At 57.7% G+C, this 15,221-nt stretch carries 17 protein-coding genes; 8 read left to right on the forward strand and 9 right to left on the reverse strand.

Annotation, left to right across the window (positions count from 1 at the left end; translation table 11 throughout):
* Nucleotides 1–32 precede the first annotated feature (32 nt).
* The 8 genes from Q0864_RS00790 (at nucleotide 33) to Q0864_RS00825 (ending at nucleotide 8,585) form a co-directional block, all read left to right on the forward strand.
* Nucleotides 33–1,070: a substrate-binding domain-containing protein gene (locus tag Q0864_RS00790; RefSeq protein ID WP_298565180.1), complete on the forward strand. Its 1,038-nt coding sequence runs from the start codon at nucleotides 33–35 to the stop codon at nucleotides 1,068–1,070.
* 58 nt (nucleotides 1,071–1,128) lie between these two features.
* Nucleotides 1,129–2,355: a phosphate ABC transporter permease subunit PstC gene (pstC, locus tag Q0864_RS00795; protein WP_298565183.1), complete on the forward strand. Its 1,227-nt coding sequence runs from the start codon at nucleotides 1,129–1,131 to the stop codon at nucleotides 2,353–2,355.
* The gene (gene pstA, locus Q0864_RS00800) at nucleotides 2,352–3,680 is read left to right on the forward strand and encodes a phosphate ABC transporter permease PstA (RefSeq protein ID WP_298565186.1); all 1,329 of its coding nucleotides are present in this window, start codon (nucleotides 2,352–2,354) and stop codon (nucleotides 3,678–3,680) included. The genes pstC and pstA overlap by 4 nt, the downstream gene beginning before the upstream one ends.
* Before the next feature lie 12 nt (nucleotides 3,681–3,692).
* Nucleotides 3,693–4,490 (forward strand): phosphate ABC transporter ATP-binding protein PstB, encoded by a 798-nt coding sequence (gene pstB / locus Q0864_RS00805; protein ID WP_298565189.1) that lies wholly within the window; start codon nucleotides 3,693–3,695, stop codon nucleotides 4,488–4,490.
* Nucleotides 4,491–4,493: 3 nt separating this feature from the next.
* On the forward strand, nucleotides 4,494–5,201 hold the full coding sequence (gene phoU / locus Q0864_RS00810; RefSeq protein ID WP_298565192.1) for a phosphate signaling complex protein PhoU: 708 nt from the start codon (nucleotides 4,494–4,496) through the stop codon (nucleotides 5,199–5,201).
* Between the two features lie 3 nt (nucleotides 5,202–5,204).
* Entirely contained in the window at nucleotides 5,205–5,891 is a 687-nt protein-coding gene (gene phoB, locus Q0864_RS00815) for a phosphate regulon transcriptional regulator PhoB (protein WP_298565195.1), read from the forward strand.
* 661 nt (nucleotides 5,892–6,552) lie between these two features.
* Nucleotides 6,553–8,145, forward strand: a complete 1,593-nt coding sequence (locus Q0864_RS00820; RefSeq protein ID WP_298565198.1) for an ABC transporter substrate-binding protein — start codon at nucleotides 6,553–6,555, stop codon at nucleotides 8,143–8,145.
* Nucleotides 8,142–8,585 (forward strand): GAF domain-containing protein, encoded by a 444-nt coding sequence (locus Q0864_RS00825; RefSeq protein WP_298565201.1) that lies wholly within the window; start codon nucleotides 8,142–8,144, stop codon nucleotides 8,583–8,585. Before Q0864_RS00820 ends, Q0864_RS00825 begins: the two co-directional genes overlap by 4 nt.
* 591 nt (nucleotides 8,586–9,176) lie before the next feature.
* Here the strand turns inward: Q0864_RS00825 and Q0864_RS00830 are convergent.
* The 9 genes from Q0864_RS00830 to Q0864_RS00870 form a co-directional block, all read right to left on the reverse strand.
* On the reverse strand, nucleotides 9,177–9,617 hold the full coding sequence (locus Q0864_RS00830; RefSeq protein WP_298565204.1) for a VOC family protein: 441 nt from the start codon (nucleotides 9,615–9,617) through the stop codon (nucleotides 9,177–9,179).
* Between the two features lie 66 nt (nucleotides 9,618–9,683).
* A complete protein-coding gene (locus tag Q0864_RS00835) occupies nucleotides 9,684–10,382 on the reverse strand; it encodes a DUF4386 domain-containing protein (RefSeq protein ID WP_298565207.1) in 699 nt (232 codons plus the stop codon).
* A gap of 26 nt (nucleotides 10,383–10,408) precedes the next feature.
* Complete coding sequence (locus Q0864_RS00840) at nucleotides 10,409–11,308, reverse strand: EamA family transporter (protein ID WP_298565210.1); 900 nt, start codon at nucleotides 11,306–11,308, stop codon at nucleotides 10,409–10,411.
* A 22-nt stretch (nucleotides 11,309–11,330) separates the two neighbouring features.
* Nucleotides 11,331–11,480, reverse strand: a complete 150-nt coding sequence (locus Q0864_RS00845; RefSeq protein WP_298565213.1) for a hypothetical protein — start codon at nucleotides 11,478–11,480, stop codon at nucleotides 11,331–11,333.
* Nucleotides 11,481–11,492: 12 nt separating this feature from the next.
* Complete coding sequence (locus Q0864_RS00850) at nucleotides 11,493–12,131, reverse strand: DsbA family protein (protein WP_298565217.1); 639 nt, start codon at nucleotides 12,129–12,131, stop codon at nucleotides 11,493–11,495.
* Complete coding sequence (gene wrbA / locus Q0864_RS00855) at nucleotides 12,131–12,754, reverse strand: NAD(P)H:quinone oxidoreductase (protein WP_298565220.1); 624 nt, start codon at nucleotides 12,752–12,754, stop codon at nucleotides 12,131–12,133. Before wrbA ends, Q0864_RS00850 begins: the two co-directional genes overlap by 1 nt.
* Before the next feature lie 108 nt (nucleotides 12,755–12,862).
* Entirely contained in the window at nucleotides 12,863–13,750 is an 888-nt protein-coding gene (locus Q0864_RS00860) for a LysR family transcriptional regulator (protein ID WP_298565222.1), read from the reverse strand.
* 177 nt (nucleotides 13,751–13,927) lie between these two features.
* Nucleotides 13,928–14,593, reverse strand: a complete 666-nt coding sequence (locus tag Q0864_RS00865) for an ankyrin repeat domain-containing protein (protein WP_298565224.1) — start codon at nucleotides 14,591–14,593, stop codon at nucleotides 13,928–13,930.
* A 57-nt stretch (nucleotides 14,594–14,650) separates the two neighbouring features.
* Nucleotides 14,651–15,133 (reverse strand): heme-binding protein, encoded by a 483-nt coding sequence (locus tag Q0864_RS00870; protein WP_298565227.1) that lies wholly within the window; start codon nucleotides 15,131–15,133, stop codon nucleotides 14,651–14,653.
* Between the last annotated feature and the right edge of the window lie 88 nt (nucleotides 15,134–15,221).

Below are 15,221 nucleotides of genomic sequence, written 5' to 3' on the forward strand. Positions count from 1 at the left end.
TGGCCTTTGATCCGGATATGACAGGAGTTTTCATGTCGCCCTTGAATCTTACAGCATCCACACTGGCCATCGTCGCCGCATCCGTCACTGCCGCCGCTGCCCGCGACAATGTTCAGGTCGCAGGGTCGTCCACCGTGCTTCCTTACGCGGCCATCGTTGCCGAGGCGTTTGGTGAGAATTTCGATTTCTCAACGCCTGTGGTGGAATCCGGCGGGTCCTCCGCTGGCCTCAAACGGTTCTGCGAGGGGGTCGGTGAAAACACTGTAGACATCGCCAATGCCAGCCGCGCTATCAAATCCTCCGAGCTTGAAGTCTGCGCTGAAAACGGTGTGACCGATATCGTCGAAATACGCATCGGCTACGACGGGATTGTTTTTGCCAGCGACATCGCAGGCAACGGTTTCGCCTTCACGCCGTCTGATTGGTATATGGCCCTGGCTGCTGAGCTGCCCGTTGATGGCGCCATGGTTGCGAATTCCAATTCCAACTGGAACGCGGTCAACAGCGATTTTCCAGATCAGCAAATTCAGGCATTCATCCCTGGCACCAAGCACGGCACACGCGAAGTGTTCGAAGAGAAGGTTCTTCTGCAGGGTTGCATCGACAGCGGTGCAATGGACGCGATCTTGAACCTGAATGGTGGCGACGAAGATGCGGCCGAACAGAGCTGCATGGCCGTGCGCACCGACGGTCTGTCTGTCGATATTGACGGCGACTACACGGAAACCTTGGCGCGGATCGAAGCGGATGCGAACGGCATCGGGGTGTTTGGTCTGGCGTTCTATGAAAACAACACAGACCGCTTGCAAGTCGCGCCTATGTCAGACGTCGTGCCGAATACAGCGAGCATCGCATCCGGTGAATATCCTGTGTCACGCCCGCTTTATTTCTATGTCAAGGCAGCGCATCTGGATGTCATTCCCGGCCTTCAAGAGTTTGTCAGCTTCTTCGTCAGTGATGAGATTGCTGGCCCTGATGGTCCATTGGCTGAATACGGCCTCGTCTCAGACCCGGAGCTTTCCAAGACTCAGGACGCAGTCGCCAACCGCACTTTGCTGGATGTCATGTAACTAGGTTACGGGGCCGGCATCCTGCCGGCCCCGTTTCTAATGGGGGAAATCTGCACTGATGTGGGTTGTTGAATTGTTTTCGTCTTTGCCGGGGTTGCTGGCCGTTCTCGCCCTTTTTGGGCTGCTCGGATCGCAAGTTCGGGTGCATCGCGCTGCCAAGGGCGATTTGCGCAGTCTGGCCGCTTTGCCTCGTGCGCACGGCATAAACGCGGTTCTCAGCGTTCTTGTCCCTGCGGCGATCTGTTTTGTCGGGCTATCTTTGGTCAAGTTAATCGGACCTCGGCTGAATACCGCGGCACTACCTGACTACGTGGTCTATTGGACAGTTCTGACGGTTGCGGTTCTGGGATGCGTTGTTGCGATACTGCGGTCCACTGTCAACTTTCGAGCCCGCCAAGCCTCTGAGGTTTGGATTAAGTCGCTCTTAATTGCAGCATCTGTGGTCGCGATTCTGACCACGGTCGGCATCGTCTTGTCGATGCTTTTTGAGGCGATGCATTTCTTCCAGCAATACGCTTGGCAAGATTTCTTCTTTTCCACCGATTGGGCCCCTAACTTTCGGGGCGACAGCTCTCTTGGTTTTCTACCGCTGCTTTGGGGCACCTTTTATGTCAGCTTCATTGCCTTGGCGCTTGCCGTACCGGTTGGCCTGTTTGCGGCGATCTATTTGTCCGAATATGCAGGACCCTGGATGCGGGGCATTGCGAAACCGCTGATCGAAATCCTTGCCGGGATTCCCACAATTGTTTACGGGCTTTTTGCGCTTGTCACTGTCGGACCGTTGCTTCGGGACTATTTTGCGCAACCGCTCGGGTTGGGGGGCAGTGCATCCTCGGTCATGACTGCAGGCGTGGTGATGGGCATCATGCTTATCCCCTTTGTTTCCTCGCTATCAGATGATGCGATCAATGCCGTGCCACAAACGATGCGCGATGGGTCATATGCACTTGGCGCTACGCGGTCGGAAACCGTCCGAAAGGTCATTCTGCCGGCCGCCTTGCCCGGTATCATGGGTGCAGTATTGCTGGCTGCAAGCCGCGCTATTGGCGAAACGATGATCGTCGTCCTCGGAGCGGGTGCCGCCGCACAAATGTCGCTGAACCCGTTTGAGGCGATGACAACGATCACAGTCAAAATCGTGAGCCAGCTTACAGGCGACACGGATTTTGCCAGCCCCGAAACGCTGGTTGCTTTCGCGCTTGGGCTGACACTGTTCGCCTTTACCTTAGCCTTGAACGCGGTCGCCTTGTTGGTCGTTCGCAAATACCGGGAACAATACGAATGACTTCCCCAACCAAGTCTCTGTTCGTACAAGATGAACGTGTCAAACGTCGCAATGCCGCTGAAAAGCGGTTCCATTCTTACGGCTTGTGCGCAATCGGTGTGGCTGCTCTTGCGCTGGTGGTCTTGCTGGCCTCTGTGCTGGCAAACGGGGCAAGTGCGTTCCGCCAGACCTACCTCATGCTCGAGATTCCCCTGCCCGCCGAAACCTTGGACAAAGGCGGTGACCGCGACCCCGCAGCCATGGCGAGCGTATCTACATTCGGTTACGCGCCGTTGCTGCGCGATGCACTTGTGGCCAGCATCGCCAAGCTGAACATCGAAACAACACTGTCCAACAAAGATGTAGGCGACATGATCAGCAAAGAGGCCGCGGCGTCTCTGCGCAATCAAGTCCTTGCAAACCCGGACCTTGTTGGTGGTGTCATTGCGTTGGACGTGCTGGCCAACGGTCGGATTGACGGTTTTTTCAAAGGCCGTGTCACGATGGAAAGTGCTGAGCGCGACGGCAACACCTCGCCTGAGGCTTTGCGTGTTGCCCAACTCCTCGCGGATGTGGGCGTGCTCGTAACTCGTTTCAATTGGCAGTTTTTGACCGCTCCTGACGCGAGCGATCAGCGTCCCGAAGCTGCAGGACTTGGCGTCGCAATTCTGGGGTCGCTGTACATGATGCTTGTTGTCTTGGTTCTGGCATTGCCCATCGGGGTCGCCGCTGCGATCTACCTTGAAGAATTTGCGCCGAAAAACCGTGTGTCAGATCTGATCGAAGTGAACATCAGCAATCTGGCAGCTGTGCCGTCCATCGTATACGGAATTTTGGGGTTGGCGATCTTCATCAACTTTTTGGGACTGCGGCAGTCGTCGCCCTTGGTTGGCGGGCTGGTGCTTACGCTGATGACCTTGCCGACGATCATCATCGCAACCCGCGCCGCACTTAAGGCGGTGCCACCGTCGATCCGCGACGCGGCCTTGGGGCTTGGCGCGACAAAGATGCAGTCGGTGTTTCACCATGTCTTACCGCTTGCCGCACCTGGTATCTTGACGGGAACAATCATCGGGCTGGCCCAAGCCTTGGGCGAAACCGCGCCGCTGTTGCTGATTGGCATGGTGGCCTTCGTGCGCGATTATCCGGCGGCTTACAGCGAGACTGCGGGCCTGTTTGGCGAAGCTGCAACTGCGCTGCCCGTGCAGGTCTTCAACTGGACGCAGCGTGCCGATCCCGGTTTTGTGGAACGCGCGTCCGGCGCGATCATAACCCTATTGGTGTTTTTGGCAGTGATGAACACAGTCGCCGTCCTGCTGCGCCGCCGCTTTGAACGCCGGTGGTAGAAAGAAAATATGATGAAAGTGAACACATTGATCCAGCCTAACCCGGATATGGCCGTCCCAAAAATCACTGCCAGAAACGTACATGTTTCTTATGGGGACAGCGTCGCCATCAAAGATGTGTCGGTAGGTATTTCCGCAAACACTGTGACCGCATTTATCGGCCCATCCGGGTGTGGAAAATCGACGTTCCTACGTTGCTTGAACCGGATGAACGACACGATTGAAACTTGCCGTGTGAGCGGTGAAATCCTGATCGAAGGTGAAGATATCTACCACCGCTCAGTCGATCCAGTGCAACTACGCGCCAAGGTTGGGATGGTCTTTCAAAAGCCGAATCCGTTTCCCAAATCTATCTTTGACAACGTGGCCTATGGCCCAAAAATTCACGGTCTTGCCCGCAATAAGGCCGATCTGGACAACATTGTCGAAAACGCGCTTCGAAAAGCGGCGCTTTGGGATGAGGTCAAGGATCGTTTGAACAAGACCGGTACTGGCCTTTCAGGCGGCCAGCAGCAGCGACTTTGCATCGCGCGGGCGATTGCAACCTCGCCCGAAGTGCTGTTGATGGATGAACCTTGCTCTGCGCTTGACCCGATCGCGACGGCCCAGATCGAAGAATTGATCAACGATTTGCGCGAAAACTATTGCGTCGTGATCGTCACCCATTCCATGCAGCAGGCAGCAAGGATCAGCCAGAAAACGGCGTTTTTCCACCTTGGCAGTTTGGTTGAATATGGCGACACAGATCAGGTATTTACGGCCCCAAGTGACCCCAGAACCGAAAGCTACATCACCGGCAGGATTGGATAACCCATGACCAACGCACATATTTCTTCGGCGTTCGATACCGACCTGGAAGCTGTTCAAGCGCAGATCATGAAAATGGGAGGGTTGGTCGAAAACGCCATCCGCCTGGGCATGGAGTCGCTTGAAACACGCGATGAAGACCTTGCACAGCAGGTGCGCTCAGCGGATTCTTCAATTGATGCGCTTGAAGAGGCTATCAATGAAAGTGCGGCACGGATTATTGCTTTGCGTGCGCCGACTGCCATTGATTTGCGATTGATTTTGAGCGTGATCAAGATCAGCGGCAATCTTGAAAGGATCGGGGACTACGCTAAGAACATGGCGAAACGCACCGAAGTTTTGTCGAATGCCGATCCGATCAGCGGCAGCACCGGCACCCTTCATCGCATGACGCGTGCGGTCGAGTTAATGCTCAAAGACGCGCTGGATGCCTATATCCACCGCGATACTGCGCTTGCCGCTGATGTTATTGCCCGCGATGTCGAGGTGGATCAGATGTATAACGCGCTGTTTCGTGAACTGTTGACCTTCATGATGGAGGATCCCCGCAATATTACGGCCTGCTTGCATCTGCATTTCATTTCAAAAAACACGGAACGCATGGGGGACCATGTGACATCAATTGCGGAACAAGTCATATATTTGGCCGACGGAAAGCAACCAGAAGAGGCGCGTCCGAAGGCGGATACAACATCCACAGTCACGGGGGGCTAAGGGATGGCGCCAATTCAAGCGCAGGTCCTGCTTGTCGAAGATGAGCCTGCTCAGGCAGAGATCATGACCTACAATTTGAATGCAGAAGGCTTTGCAGTGCGCCACGCGACCAACGGCGAGGAAGCGATGCAAATGATACGAGAAGACCTGCCCGATCTAATTATCCTAGATTGGATGATGCCCTTGCTCAGCGGGATCGAAGTTTGTCGCCGGATCAAGACCAGTGACGCCACAAAACACATCCCCATCATCATGTTGTCGGCTCGTTCCGAAGAAGTTGACAGTGTCCGTGGTCTGGATACCGGCGCCGATGACTATGTGACGAAACCGTATTCCGTCAAAGAATTAATGGCTCGCGCCCGCACACAATTGCGCCGGACCCAGTCAGCGGCTGTCGCGACCTTAACTTACGAAGATATTGTCCTTGATCCTGAAAGCCATCGTGTCAGCCGCGATAACCAAGACCTCAATTTGGGACCTATCGAGTTTCGACTGTTATCAAGGTTCATGGAACGGCCCGGTCGCGTCTTCAGTCGCGAGCAATTGCTCGATCTGGTCTGGGGTCGTGGTATTTTTTTGGATTCAAGAACCGTCGATGTCCATGTCGCACGGCTGCGCAAGTCCATAACGCGCAACGGCGGCACCGATCCAATCCGAACAGTGCGGGGCGCGGGTTATTCCCTTGGGTGATGGCCTGACGTGAAATTGAGCGCTGGCTGTAGGCGGCGTGAGAGTTCAGCAATCCTCAACAGGACGCATGAACGCTATTTTTTACCTTTTCTTAGATTGAAGTCGGAGAGACAAGTGATAGCTTCACTCCCCTTCGGCCGTTCAAAGCCGTCATCGTCATAAAGATTTTCTCATTTGAAATCGACTTGGACTGCCACCTGAACGCCAGGGCGCAGTAGCCGCGGCGCACGACCTCGAAGGTCGATGGTCCGCCGGAGCATCAGTTCTGACAAGGACTGCCGAGAGGTTTTTTCGATCAACCGCGTCATACAGGTTCACTGCCTCCAGCGGGTCCGCCTGAGCTAGACAAAGCTCTTTCCAGTCTTCAACTCGTTTCAGTGACATACGGTACCGTCTGTCACGCTTGCACGCACGCGACGCTGGCGGCCTACAGCAACAAGTGGCCCCGTCCTGCGCACGGAACACTGGCTCGCCTGTCAGATCGTGTCGCACACCTCTCAGCCGCGGGTTGCATATGCGACAGGCTTGCGGTCACGAAGGACGGCGAGATTGTTGAAATCATAGAAGTAGAGGTCTAGCGTACAATTCTCGGCCAAACTTCCTTATTCGCAGCAGTTGCTGCAGACCTCTGTTCGAGGGCACCAACCACTAGGGGGACGACATGCTTAACCTAAAGACAACGTTCATTGCGGGACTTCTGGCAAGCGCCTTGGCGCTTTCGCCGGTGACAGCCGCAACGCCAGACAACATGCTTGTGGTGGCCCAAAACATCGACGACATTGTCACGATCGATCCAGCCTCGGCTTACGAATTCAGCTCAGGCGAATATGTTGCCAACACGTATGACACGCTGGTGCGCTATGATGCGACCGACACGACTGTGTTGGCCCCTGCGTTGGCCACCGAGTGGACCGTCGACGCCACCGCCAAGACTGTCACTTTCACCTTGCGCGACGGAGTTAAATTCCACTCTGGCAATCCGGTGCGAGCCGAGGATGTGGTCGGATCATGGACCCGTGTCGTCGCCCTTGATAAGGCACCATCCTTCATCCTGACTCAGTTGGGTTGGACCGCTGACAACATCGCCGAAATGGTCACCGCAGAAGGCAATACGGTCATCGTGCGTTACGAGGGCGACTTTGCGCCATCTTTCGTTTTGAACGTGCTCGCCGCACGCCCGGCATCAGTCGTGGACATGCAAACCGTCATGGCCAACGAGGTCGACGGCGACATGGGCCATGCGTGGTTGAACAAGAACTCTGCGGGCACCGGGCCGTTCAGCTTGGGCACCTATCGTCCTGCCGATATCCTCTCGCTCGATGCCAACCCTGATTATTATCAGGGCCGCCCGTCGATGGACCGCATCGTCATTCAACACAACCCCGAAGGTGCAACCCAACGATTGCAGCTTGAAGCGGGCGATATCGACATGGCCAAGGACCTTGATCCCGGTCAGATCGCCGGCCTTGAGGGGGTTGATGGTGTGCGTGTAGAGACCTACCCGCAAGCCGCCGTGCATTGGGTGTCGTTCAATCAGAAAACCGACAGTCTGACCGATACCGCAGTATGGGAAGCTGCACGTTATCTGGTGGATTATCAAGGCATGGCCAATGGCATGCTCAAGGGTCAGATGAAGGTGCATCAGGCATTTTGGCCGGATGGTTTTCCGGGCGCGTTGACCGACACACCGTTTAGTTACGACCCCGAAAAAGCCAAACAGATCCTGAAGGACGCCGGGGTGGAGACGCCCATCAACGTCACGATGGATGTCATATCGGCCCCAACTTTCGTGGAAATGGCACAGGCGTTACAGGCCTCCTTCGCCGAAGGCGGGATTAACCTCGAAATCATTGCAGGCACAGGCGCGCAGGTCATCACCAAGTACCGCGCGCGCACCCATGAGGCGATGTTGCTGTATTGGGGGCCTGACTTCATGGACCCGCATTCCAACGCCAAGGCATTTGCGTACAACAAGGATAACTCCGATGACAAATACGCCTCCACCACGACGTGGCGCAACGCATGGATGCCACCTGCAGAGATGAACGCCAAAACCATGGCAGCCCTGGGCGAGCAGGACGCGGACAAGCGGCTTGGCATGTATCTGGAGCTTCAGAAAGAAACCCAGGCCGAAGCGCCGTTCGTTATCATGTTCCAGGCGATCAAACAGGTCGCGATGCGGGACAACATCAAAGGGTTCGTCAACGGCGCCACATCTGACTACGTCTTCTACCGTCTGGTCGAAAAGGAATGACCCAACAACCGTCCCCCGAGGCGATCTATCGTGCCTTGCACACGCAAACCGGGGGGCGGTTGTTCACCGTAACGGTTCTGGACCGCGCCGCTGGTCTTGCGCGGCGGGTCTATACATCTCACACCGACGCTTATCCGGTGTCCGGGACCAAATCGATGTCGCAAGGGGCTTGGACAGAACAGGTTGTAGAACGCGGTGAGGTTTTCGTCGCGAACACCGTTGCGGAGTTCGCGATCTATTTCCCGGACCATGCCTTGATTGAAAGCCTTGGATGTGGCGCTGCGTTAAATGTGCCGATTTGCTTGGAAGAGGTCATTGGGACAGTCAACATTCTCGACAAAGAGCACTACTTCTCGCCACAGAATGTGGACCACTGCCTCGCGGCCATCGAGCAGCATCGTGACGATATAATTTGGGCGATGGAGCAATACGCACTCTGAGGCAGCAGAACCTGCTGCACTCGACGCAACCTGCTTGGCGCGGTTGCAGGAAGAACCTTCGACAAAACAAGCATTGCAATGCAGAAAATGTCGTTTGTGGACGAGATAATTTCACCTGTCACTGGTCGGTTGGCTCGCAACCACAATGTGCGTTTCGATATATTCAATGCGCACCAGAGCGTGGCAAGACCAAAGCTCTGATAGCTGAATAGATGCAAACTCAATTGGCGCAGTGTGCCGAAAGCTGCGGTTTGTGCGAACGTTGTGAATGCCTGCTCCGTCGCGCGACTGTCACTTTAAGAGATCCTAGATCATGCAACCGCAGCGAATGTCCGATCTGGCTTAGCTGCATCGCAGCGGTTGACGACATCGGCAAAGTCGGCTTTGGGCGCGTCTGCGCCCGGAGAATTCGCAGATCATTGCGTTAATACTGCAAGGCATCGAGCAATCGGTTCAAAACCCATTCCTAGCCTTGGTTGCACCCACCGCATCCGCCGTTCAGCACGTCTGACACCCGTTGGTGAAGCAGCATGCGACGGGTCAATTTGGCTAGCGGGTAGCGAGCTTAGACACCGCTACGAAAGGCGTGATTCAGCGTGGGTCTTTCGCAACGAGTTCCACGGTGTTGCCGTCCGGATCGAAGGTGAAGACCCCGCGCCACCCGACCCAATCAAATGTTTCCACGTTGTATTCCAGCCCAAGTTTCTCATACCAAGCGATGACCGCATCTTGCTCTTCCCAAGGCAGGCTAAGCGCAATGTGATGGAGCGAGGAGCCCGGACCCGTCGCGGGGGGCAACTCACCCGCCCGGGTGCGGCCTGCGCCTTCGATGTCGTGGCGAAACAGTGCCAGCACGGCGGTATGGCCGCCAAAGCCCTCGGCGATACGGAAGAAAACGATGTTGCCGTTTTCCGGATCATTGAATGGTTCAAGCCCGATCACATCGCGATAGAACGCGACCATCGCGTCAAGATCAATGCACCGGATGGCGATTTCACCAAGGGCGCGGACAGTAAAGCCTCGTTCAGCCATAAGATCTCTCCTGATTGGTGATGATAGGATAGATTGCACGGTTTTGAAATCAGCGCGACACGGCGTTCAGTTTTGATCCAGTTCCAGTAAATTGGGGTTCCGCTGGAGGAGCAACCGGACGCAAAACGCCGTTTCCGCAAGGATTGTGACGCCATAGATCGGGGTGAAGCCTGCGTGAAACTCGGGGGCGAAGAAGCGCAGCCCACTTCCGATCAGATAGACCGCTCCGGCAACTGCCAGTCCGGCCCCAAAGGCGCGGTGAAACAGACCTGAATACCAGACAAGCACGCCCATGATCAGGCTGTTCACACCGAAAAAGACAAGTCCCAGATCATAGCCGTGAGCGTGCAGGTTGAGAAGCAGCAGCGCGAGGGCAGCGTGATCCGCAAGACCATCCGTGCTGGCCAGAAACAGCCACGCAGCCTGCAAGGCCATGAGATTGGCGGCGATCAGCACGGTCTGGATCAGGCGAAACACCATGGCCGAGAGCGCAAGACCCGGCGCGACAGTTCGGAAGACCAGATAGAGCAGCACGGCAAGCCCCGCATCGCTGAGCGCCATCAAAAGGTCAGCGGCGATGGCCAGCCGGAACTGAACCGGTGCAGCGAGGATGGAACGGGCCGTGCCAGCAGCGTTTTCGAAGTCGACGAGCGGACCACGAAGCCCAAGCTCGGCGCCAAGGCCAGTGACAATGATGATGAGATACAGCAGTCCTGCCAGGCGAACCTTCCGCGCGACGTCATTTGTCAGGGTAAGATTGAACATTCTGAAGATCCTTTCTTGAGTTGCAATCAGGCGGCCTTGGCCCTTGTCGGGGCAGGGCGCACCGAGGCATCGCCAGCACGTGGACGGTTCGCGCGCTGGCCTGCCCAGACAGACCCAAGCACGATCACCGCACCGGCGAATTGCATCGGTGACAGCGCTTGTTCCAACCAGACCCACCCAAGGATCACCGCCGTTACGGGGCTCATCATACCCAACATCGAGACAGCGCCCGGCTCAAGTCGGGCCACACCGCGAAACCATATCGCATAAGTCACCGCTGCGCCAATGAGGCCAAGCCAGCTTAGGCCGAGAAGGTTCGTCGTCGTGAGCGGCGGCAAAGGTGGCTCGATCAAAAGCGCGATCGACAACAGGATCAGCCCACCCGCCGTCAACTGCCACGCCGTGAAGCTGAGCGCGGGAACGGGCGGCTGCCATTTGCGGCTCAGCACGGTGCCCGCCGCCATTGAAGCAGCTCCGCCAAGTCCGGCGGCGATGCCGGTGGGATCAAGGCGCGCCTCTGGTCCGATTAGCAACAGGGCCACTCCGATGACACCGGTTGCAGCTGCGGCCACCACCCCGGCCCTGATTGGTGTTCCAAGCCAGCCGCGGGCCATCACGATGACGATCATGGCTTGCACGGAACCAAGTGTCGCTGCGACCCCGCCCGGCAGCCGATAGGCGGCCACAAACAGCAGCACCCAGAACAGCGCGAAGTTCAAGCTGCCAAGCAGGAAAACCCGTCCGAGCCAGACGCGCGGTGGAAAGCAGCGCGTAACGGCGAGAAGCAACAATCCGGCGGGCAGGGCGCGCAGCGCGGCGAGCGTCACCGGATAGCCCGCAGGCAGCGCCTCTGTCGTGACAAGGTAGGTGCTGCCCCAAATCGCGGGGGCGAGCGCGGTCAGAAAAATGTCGGTGGTGCGGGTCATGGTTGATCTCCGGGCTAGCAGCTCACCAGAGGCGGCGAATATGGTCGCGCGGGTGTTCCGGCCATGTCTCAAGGCCGATGTCGCGCATCATGTGGGGTGACAGGTCGCGGGTTGCGCCACGCGGAAGGTGGCGGCGGTGTCGGACCTGCGTGCGGCGGAAGAACAGGTTCATCAGGGTCTCCTTTCAAGCGGTTAGGCGAAGGGCGGCACGCAGTTGCGCGGCCAGATCCTCGCGCGGTCCGTTGACAAGGCGTGCGCCGGTCTCACGGACGATGAGGGTTGGGATAGAGCGGACTTGGAGCTGACGGGCATGTTGCCTGTCGGCCTCGACTGCCCGCGCAGTGTCAGGGTCGTCAAAAGCCTCGGCGAAGGCGGCATTTTCAAAGCCGAGCTCTCGTGCCACGGCCAACACGGTCTGGGGGTCGGCAACATCACGTGCCTCGGTCAGATGGGCACGTTGCAGCCGGTCGAACATGTCCCAGTGGGCAGCTTGCCCGCCGAGCCGTTCCGCCGCCTTGCACCCCAGTGCAGCGGTCAATCCGTGTGGGTAGTCGAACGGGGCGGACCGCATGGCGTCGATGTCGACCAACTCAGGCTGGTCACTGACCCGGCGGCAATTCACCCAGTGCCCAAGAATGGTTTCGCGTGCGTCTTCCGGGTTTCCCCAGCGCGACGCCATTTCAGAGCGGCTTGCTTGCAGGACAAAGGTCCGATGCCGGATGTCGAGGTCAAACTCGGCGGCCAAGCTGCGCATTCGCGACGAGATATTGAAGCACCAGCAGCACACAACGTCGTGGAAAAAATCTATGGTGAGCGAGGCCATCACGCGGCCTCCTCATGCAGATTTGCGCCAGCCAGGCGCGTGGCAATCCGGGCCACGTGCGCACCTTGGAAGCGCGCGCCTGCAAGGTCGATCGCGGAGGGCGCGCGCGATCCATCTGCCCCGGCAATGGTGCCTGCCCCATAAGGTGCGCCGCCCACGATGCCATCGGCGGTGGTCTGACCGGCGAAGGTGTAGGGCATCCCGGCAATCAGCATTCCGAAATGCTGAAGCGGGATCTGGGTGGACAGAAGCGTCGCCTCATGCCCGCCATGCTGCGATCCGGTCGAGGTGAAAACACCAGCCACCTTGCCGACCAGCGCGTTGCGTGCCCAAAGGCCACCGGCCTGATCAAGAAAGCTCTTCATCTGACTAGCCATCATCCCAAACAGGGTAGGCGTGCCGAAGATGATGGCGTCATAGCTTTCCAGATCAGCGGGCGTCGCGATCGGCGTGTCGTCGTCGATAAAACCAGCGTTCTGGCGCACGGCGTCAGGCACCGTTTCAGGCACACGTTTCAGATCGACATGGGTGCCAGCGATGCTGCGCGCCCCTTCGGCTTCGGCTTCGGCAAGCGCGCGGACATGGCCATAGCTGGAGTAGTAAAGAACAAGAATGCGGGTCATTGGATCCTCTCAGGGTGTTGGCGTTTCGATGCCTAAGAGGATGGGGGATGGGGTGGACGGGATTAACCGGCTGGTTCTCACTTCATTCTTTACGCTGGTTGAAGAATGTCAGCCGTGCAGGGCCGCGCGCAGATGGTCAAGAAAGGCCGTCACCTTGGCGTCCATCCCCAACCGCGACGCTGTCACAGCAAAAATCTCGGGTGATGGAAGTTCGTAGTCTGGCAACACGCGCACAAGTTCGCCGCGCGCCACGGGCTCGTTCGAGACGAATTCCGGAAGTGTGCCGAGGCCTTGGCCCGCGATCAACAGGTCGCGCAAGACAAGGCTGTTGCCGACGCGGACAGGTGGATCAAGATCAAGCGTGATGGTGTCAGAAGGTCCATGCATGGTCCAAGTGGTCAGGTGATCTGCAAGCAAGAAACCGACCACACGATGATGCACGATGTCCTCAGGCGCGCTCGGAACACCGGCTTTTTCCAGATACGCGGGTGCTGCGAATATCCGCTGGCGCATGGTGCCGACCTTGCGCGCGACCAGTGCCGAATCCGGCAATGTGGCCCGGATGCGGATCGAGACGTCGAACCCACCCTCGACCATATCCACCACGCGATCATCCAGAGAAAGCGTCAACCTGAGCTCAGGATAGGCGTCGAGAAAACCCGGTAGCAAAGGCGCGATAACTGTCTGGCCAAAGGAACTGGAGGCGTTCACCTTAAGATGACCGCGCACCGCCCCGGCGCCGTCACGGATGCGGTTTTCGACCCGGGCCACGTTGTCGAGGATGCCGGACGCTTCGTCGTAGTAGATCTGCCCAGCATCCGTCAGCGACATGGATCGTGTCGTCCGCGTCAGCAGCGTGCTGCCCAGACTTTCCTCGAGCAACTTGATCTCTCGGCTCAAGAGGGCCGGAGAAACGCCCAGATCTTCCGCCGCCCGCGCAAAACTGCCGCGTTCAACGATGCGGCGAAAGGCGTGCATGACAGAAAGCTTGTCCATCTCGGCAGATACTCGGTCAGGTTCGTCCGCGACCCAAGATCAGCCGCGCATCTGATCAAATAGCACAATTTTTCGGGCGATGCGAACGGCCTGACCTTTTGGCATTGGTGTGGCAAAACACGCTCGATGTATCTGGTTTTGCGTCAATCCGTTAGATTTTTTGCAATGGATCAACTGTCACCTTAGAAGCGTGACCATGTCTGCATAACCACGCGCCGTTGCGTGCTGAAGTGGCGTTACACCGTCGCGATCACCAATGGTTTTATCTGCACCGGCCTCTACTAGAACTTCGACCGTCCGCACGTGATCTGATCCGCCATCCCCCAGTACCACAGCCTCGATCAACGCGGTCCACCCAAGATTGTTGACGTGGTCCAGCGGTGCGCCGCCGGCGACCAGTCGGGCGACGACGTCGTGGTGGCCCAGATGCGCCGCAGCGATCAAGGCCGTTCCGTCGTAGACGCTGGTGACGAGGTCCGGCCTGTTGCCAACCTGCATGGCCAACGACACCAGTTCAGGATCGTTCGCGACAGCGGCAATGGTCAGAACATCGTAGACACGGTCTTCCAGCGCGTTCATATCCGCACCACCCTTGGCCAGAGCAGCGACGACATCGTCATGCGAGGCGAAGGCGGCGACATGGGCGGGCGTTCGGCCCGCGCGATCTCGTGCATCTACATCTGCACCTGATGCGATCAACCGGTTGACATCGTCCAGGTGCCCTTCGTGGGCTGCTAGATGAAGCCCGGTGTAAGACGCTATGTCTGAGGCTGAGGGTGCCGTCTGTGCATGGGCCACGCCAGTGAAAGCAAACGTGGCGGCTATGATCAGGAAACGAAGCATTTGATTGACCTTTCACATGCGGTGACCCGCCCCGAACAGGGGCAGGTCATGTTTGGTTTATTCGGCGCCAATGGTATCAAGGCCTGCGCGCGCGCAAGTCTCGTCAATCGCGCCTGATGGTGCGCCACCGACACCGATGCCACCCACCAAGGCACCACCGATCTTGATCGGCAAACCACCGGCTTGAATGACCAAACGGCTGTCCATATCGCGCAGGCCGTCGTTTTCAGGGTTCCCACCGATGAAACCGGCCAAGCCGGCAGTGTCGCGGCCCATGCTGGCGGACGTAAATGCTTTGCCCGTGCTTGACCCGACGGAGTGGGGGCCTGCGTTGTCGGCACGCAGAATGACCTTGGTCACGCCGCTGCGGGCGACAATCGCAACGCTGACGTTGTGACCTTCGGCGGCACACGCATCGACAGCAGCCTGTGCCGCTTGGGTGGCCATGTTGAGCGGCAGGTAGGGTGCGGATGGCAAGTCCTGCGCAAACGCAGCAGCAGGTGTGAGAAGAGCGGCGGCAAGTGTAAGTGTACGGATCATTGGATATCTCCCTTTGTGTGACTGATGCACCTTGTCTAGGGACAACGGGTCGACCGCGATATTCGTAGCCACCGCAAGGATATCCGTA

Source organism: uncultured Aliiroseovarius sp., from assembly GCF_947497285.1.
Lineage (GTDB): Bacteria > Pseudomonadota > Alphaproteobacteria > Rhodobacterales > Rhodobacteraceae > Aliiroseovarius.

What these genes read in the sequence shown, in the direction of transcription:
- pstA (WP_298565186.1), top strand. Translation starts at nt 2,352, where the DNA reads ATGACTTCCCCAACCAAGTCTCTGTTCGTACAAGATGAACGTGTCAAA.
- Q0864_RS00790 (WP_298565180.1), top strand. Translation starts at nt 33, where the DNA reads ATGTCGCCCTTGAATCTTACAGCATCCACACTGGCCATCGTCGCCGCA.
- Q0864_RS00850 (WP_298565217.1), bottom strand. Translation starts at nt 12,131, where the DNA reads ATGGCCTCGCTCACCATAGATTTTTTCCACGACGTTGTGTGCTGCTGG.
- wrbA (WP_298565220.1), bottom strand. Translation starts at nt 12,754, where the DNA reads ATGACCCGCATTCTTGTTCTTTACTACTCCAGCTATGGCCATGTCCGC.
- Q0864_RS00865 (WP_298565224.1), bottom strand. Translation starts at nt 14,593, where the DNA reads ATGCTTCGTTTCCTGATCATAGCCGCCACGTTTGCTTTCACTGGCGTG.
- pstC (WP_298565183.1), top strand. Translation starts at nt 1,129, where the DNA reads ATGTGGGTTGTTGAATTGTTTTCGTCTTTGCCGGGGTTGCTGGCCGTT.
- Q0864_RS00820 (WP_298565198.1), top strand. Translation starts at nt 6,553, where the DNA reads ATGCTTAACCTAAAGACAACGTTCATTGCGGGACTTCTGGCAAGCGCC.
- Q0864_RS00840 (WP_298565210.1), bottom strand. Translation starts at nt 11,308, where the DNA reads ATGACCCGCACCACCGACATTTTTCTGACCGCGCTCGCCCCCGCGATT.
- Q0864_RS00835 (WP_298565207.1), bottom strand. Translation starts at nt 10,382, where the DNA reads ATGTTCAATCTTACCCTGACAAATGACGTCGCGCGGAAGGTTCGCCTG.
- Q0864_RS00830 (WP_298565204.1), bottom strand. Translation starts at nt 9,617, where the DNA reads ATGGCTGAACGAGGCTTTACTGTCCGCGCCCTTGGTGAAATCGCCATC.
- Q0864_RS00870 (WP_298565227.1), bottom strand. Translation starts at nt 15,133, where the DNA reads ATGATCCGTACACTTACACTTGCCGCCGCTCTTCTCACACCTGCTGCT.
- pstB (WP_298565189.1), top strand. Translation starts at nt 3,693, where the DNA reads ATGAAAGTGAACACATTGATCCAGCCTAACCCGGATATGGCCGTCCCA.
- Q0864_RS00825 (WP_298565201.1), top strand. Translation starts at nt 8,142, where the DNA reads ATGACCCAACAACCGTCCCCCGAGGCGATCTATCGTGCCTTGCACACG.
- Q0864_RS00860 (WP_298565222.1), bottom strand. Translation starts at nt 13,750, where the DNA reads ATGGACAAGCTTTCTGTCATGCACGCCTTTCGCCGCATCGTTGAACGC.
- Q0864_RS00845 (WP_298565213.1), bottom strand. Translation starts at nt 11,480, where the DNA reads ATGAACCTGTTCTTCCGCCGCACGCAGGTCCGACACCGCCGCCACCTT.
- phoU (WP_298565192.1), top strand. Translation starts at nt 4,494, where the DNA reads ATGACCAACGCACATATTTCTTCGGCGTTCGATACCGACCTGGAAGCT.
- phoB (WP_298565195.1), top strand. Translation starts at nt 5,205, where the DNA reads ATGGCGCCAATTCAAGCGCAGGTCCTGCTTGTCGAAGATGAGCCTGCT.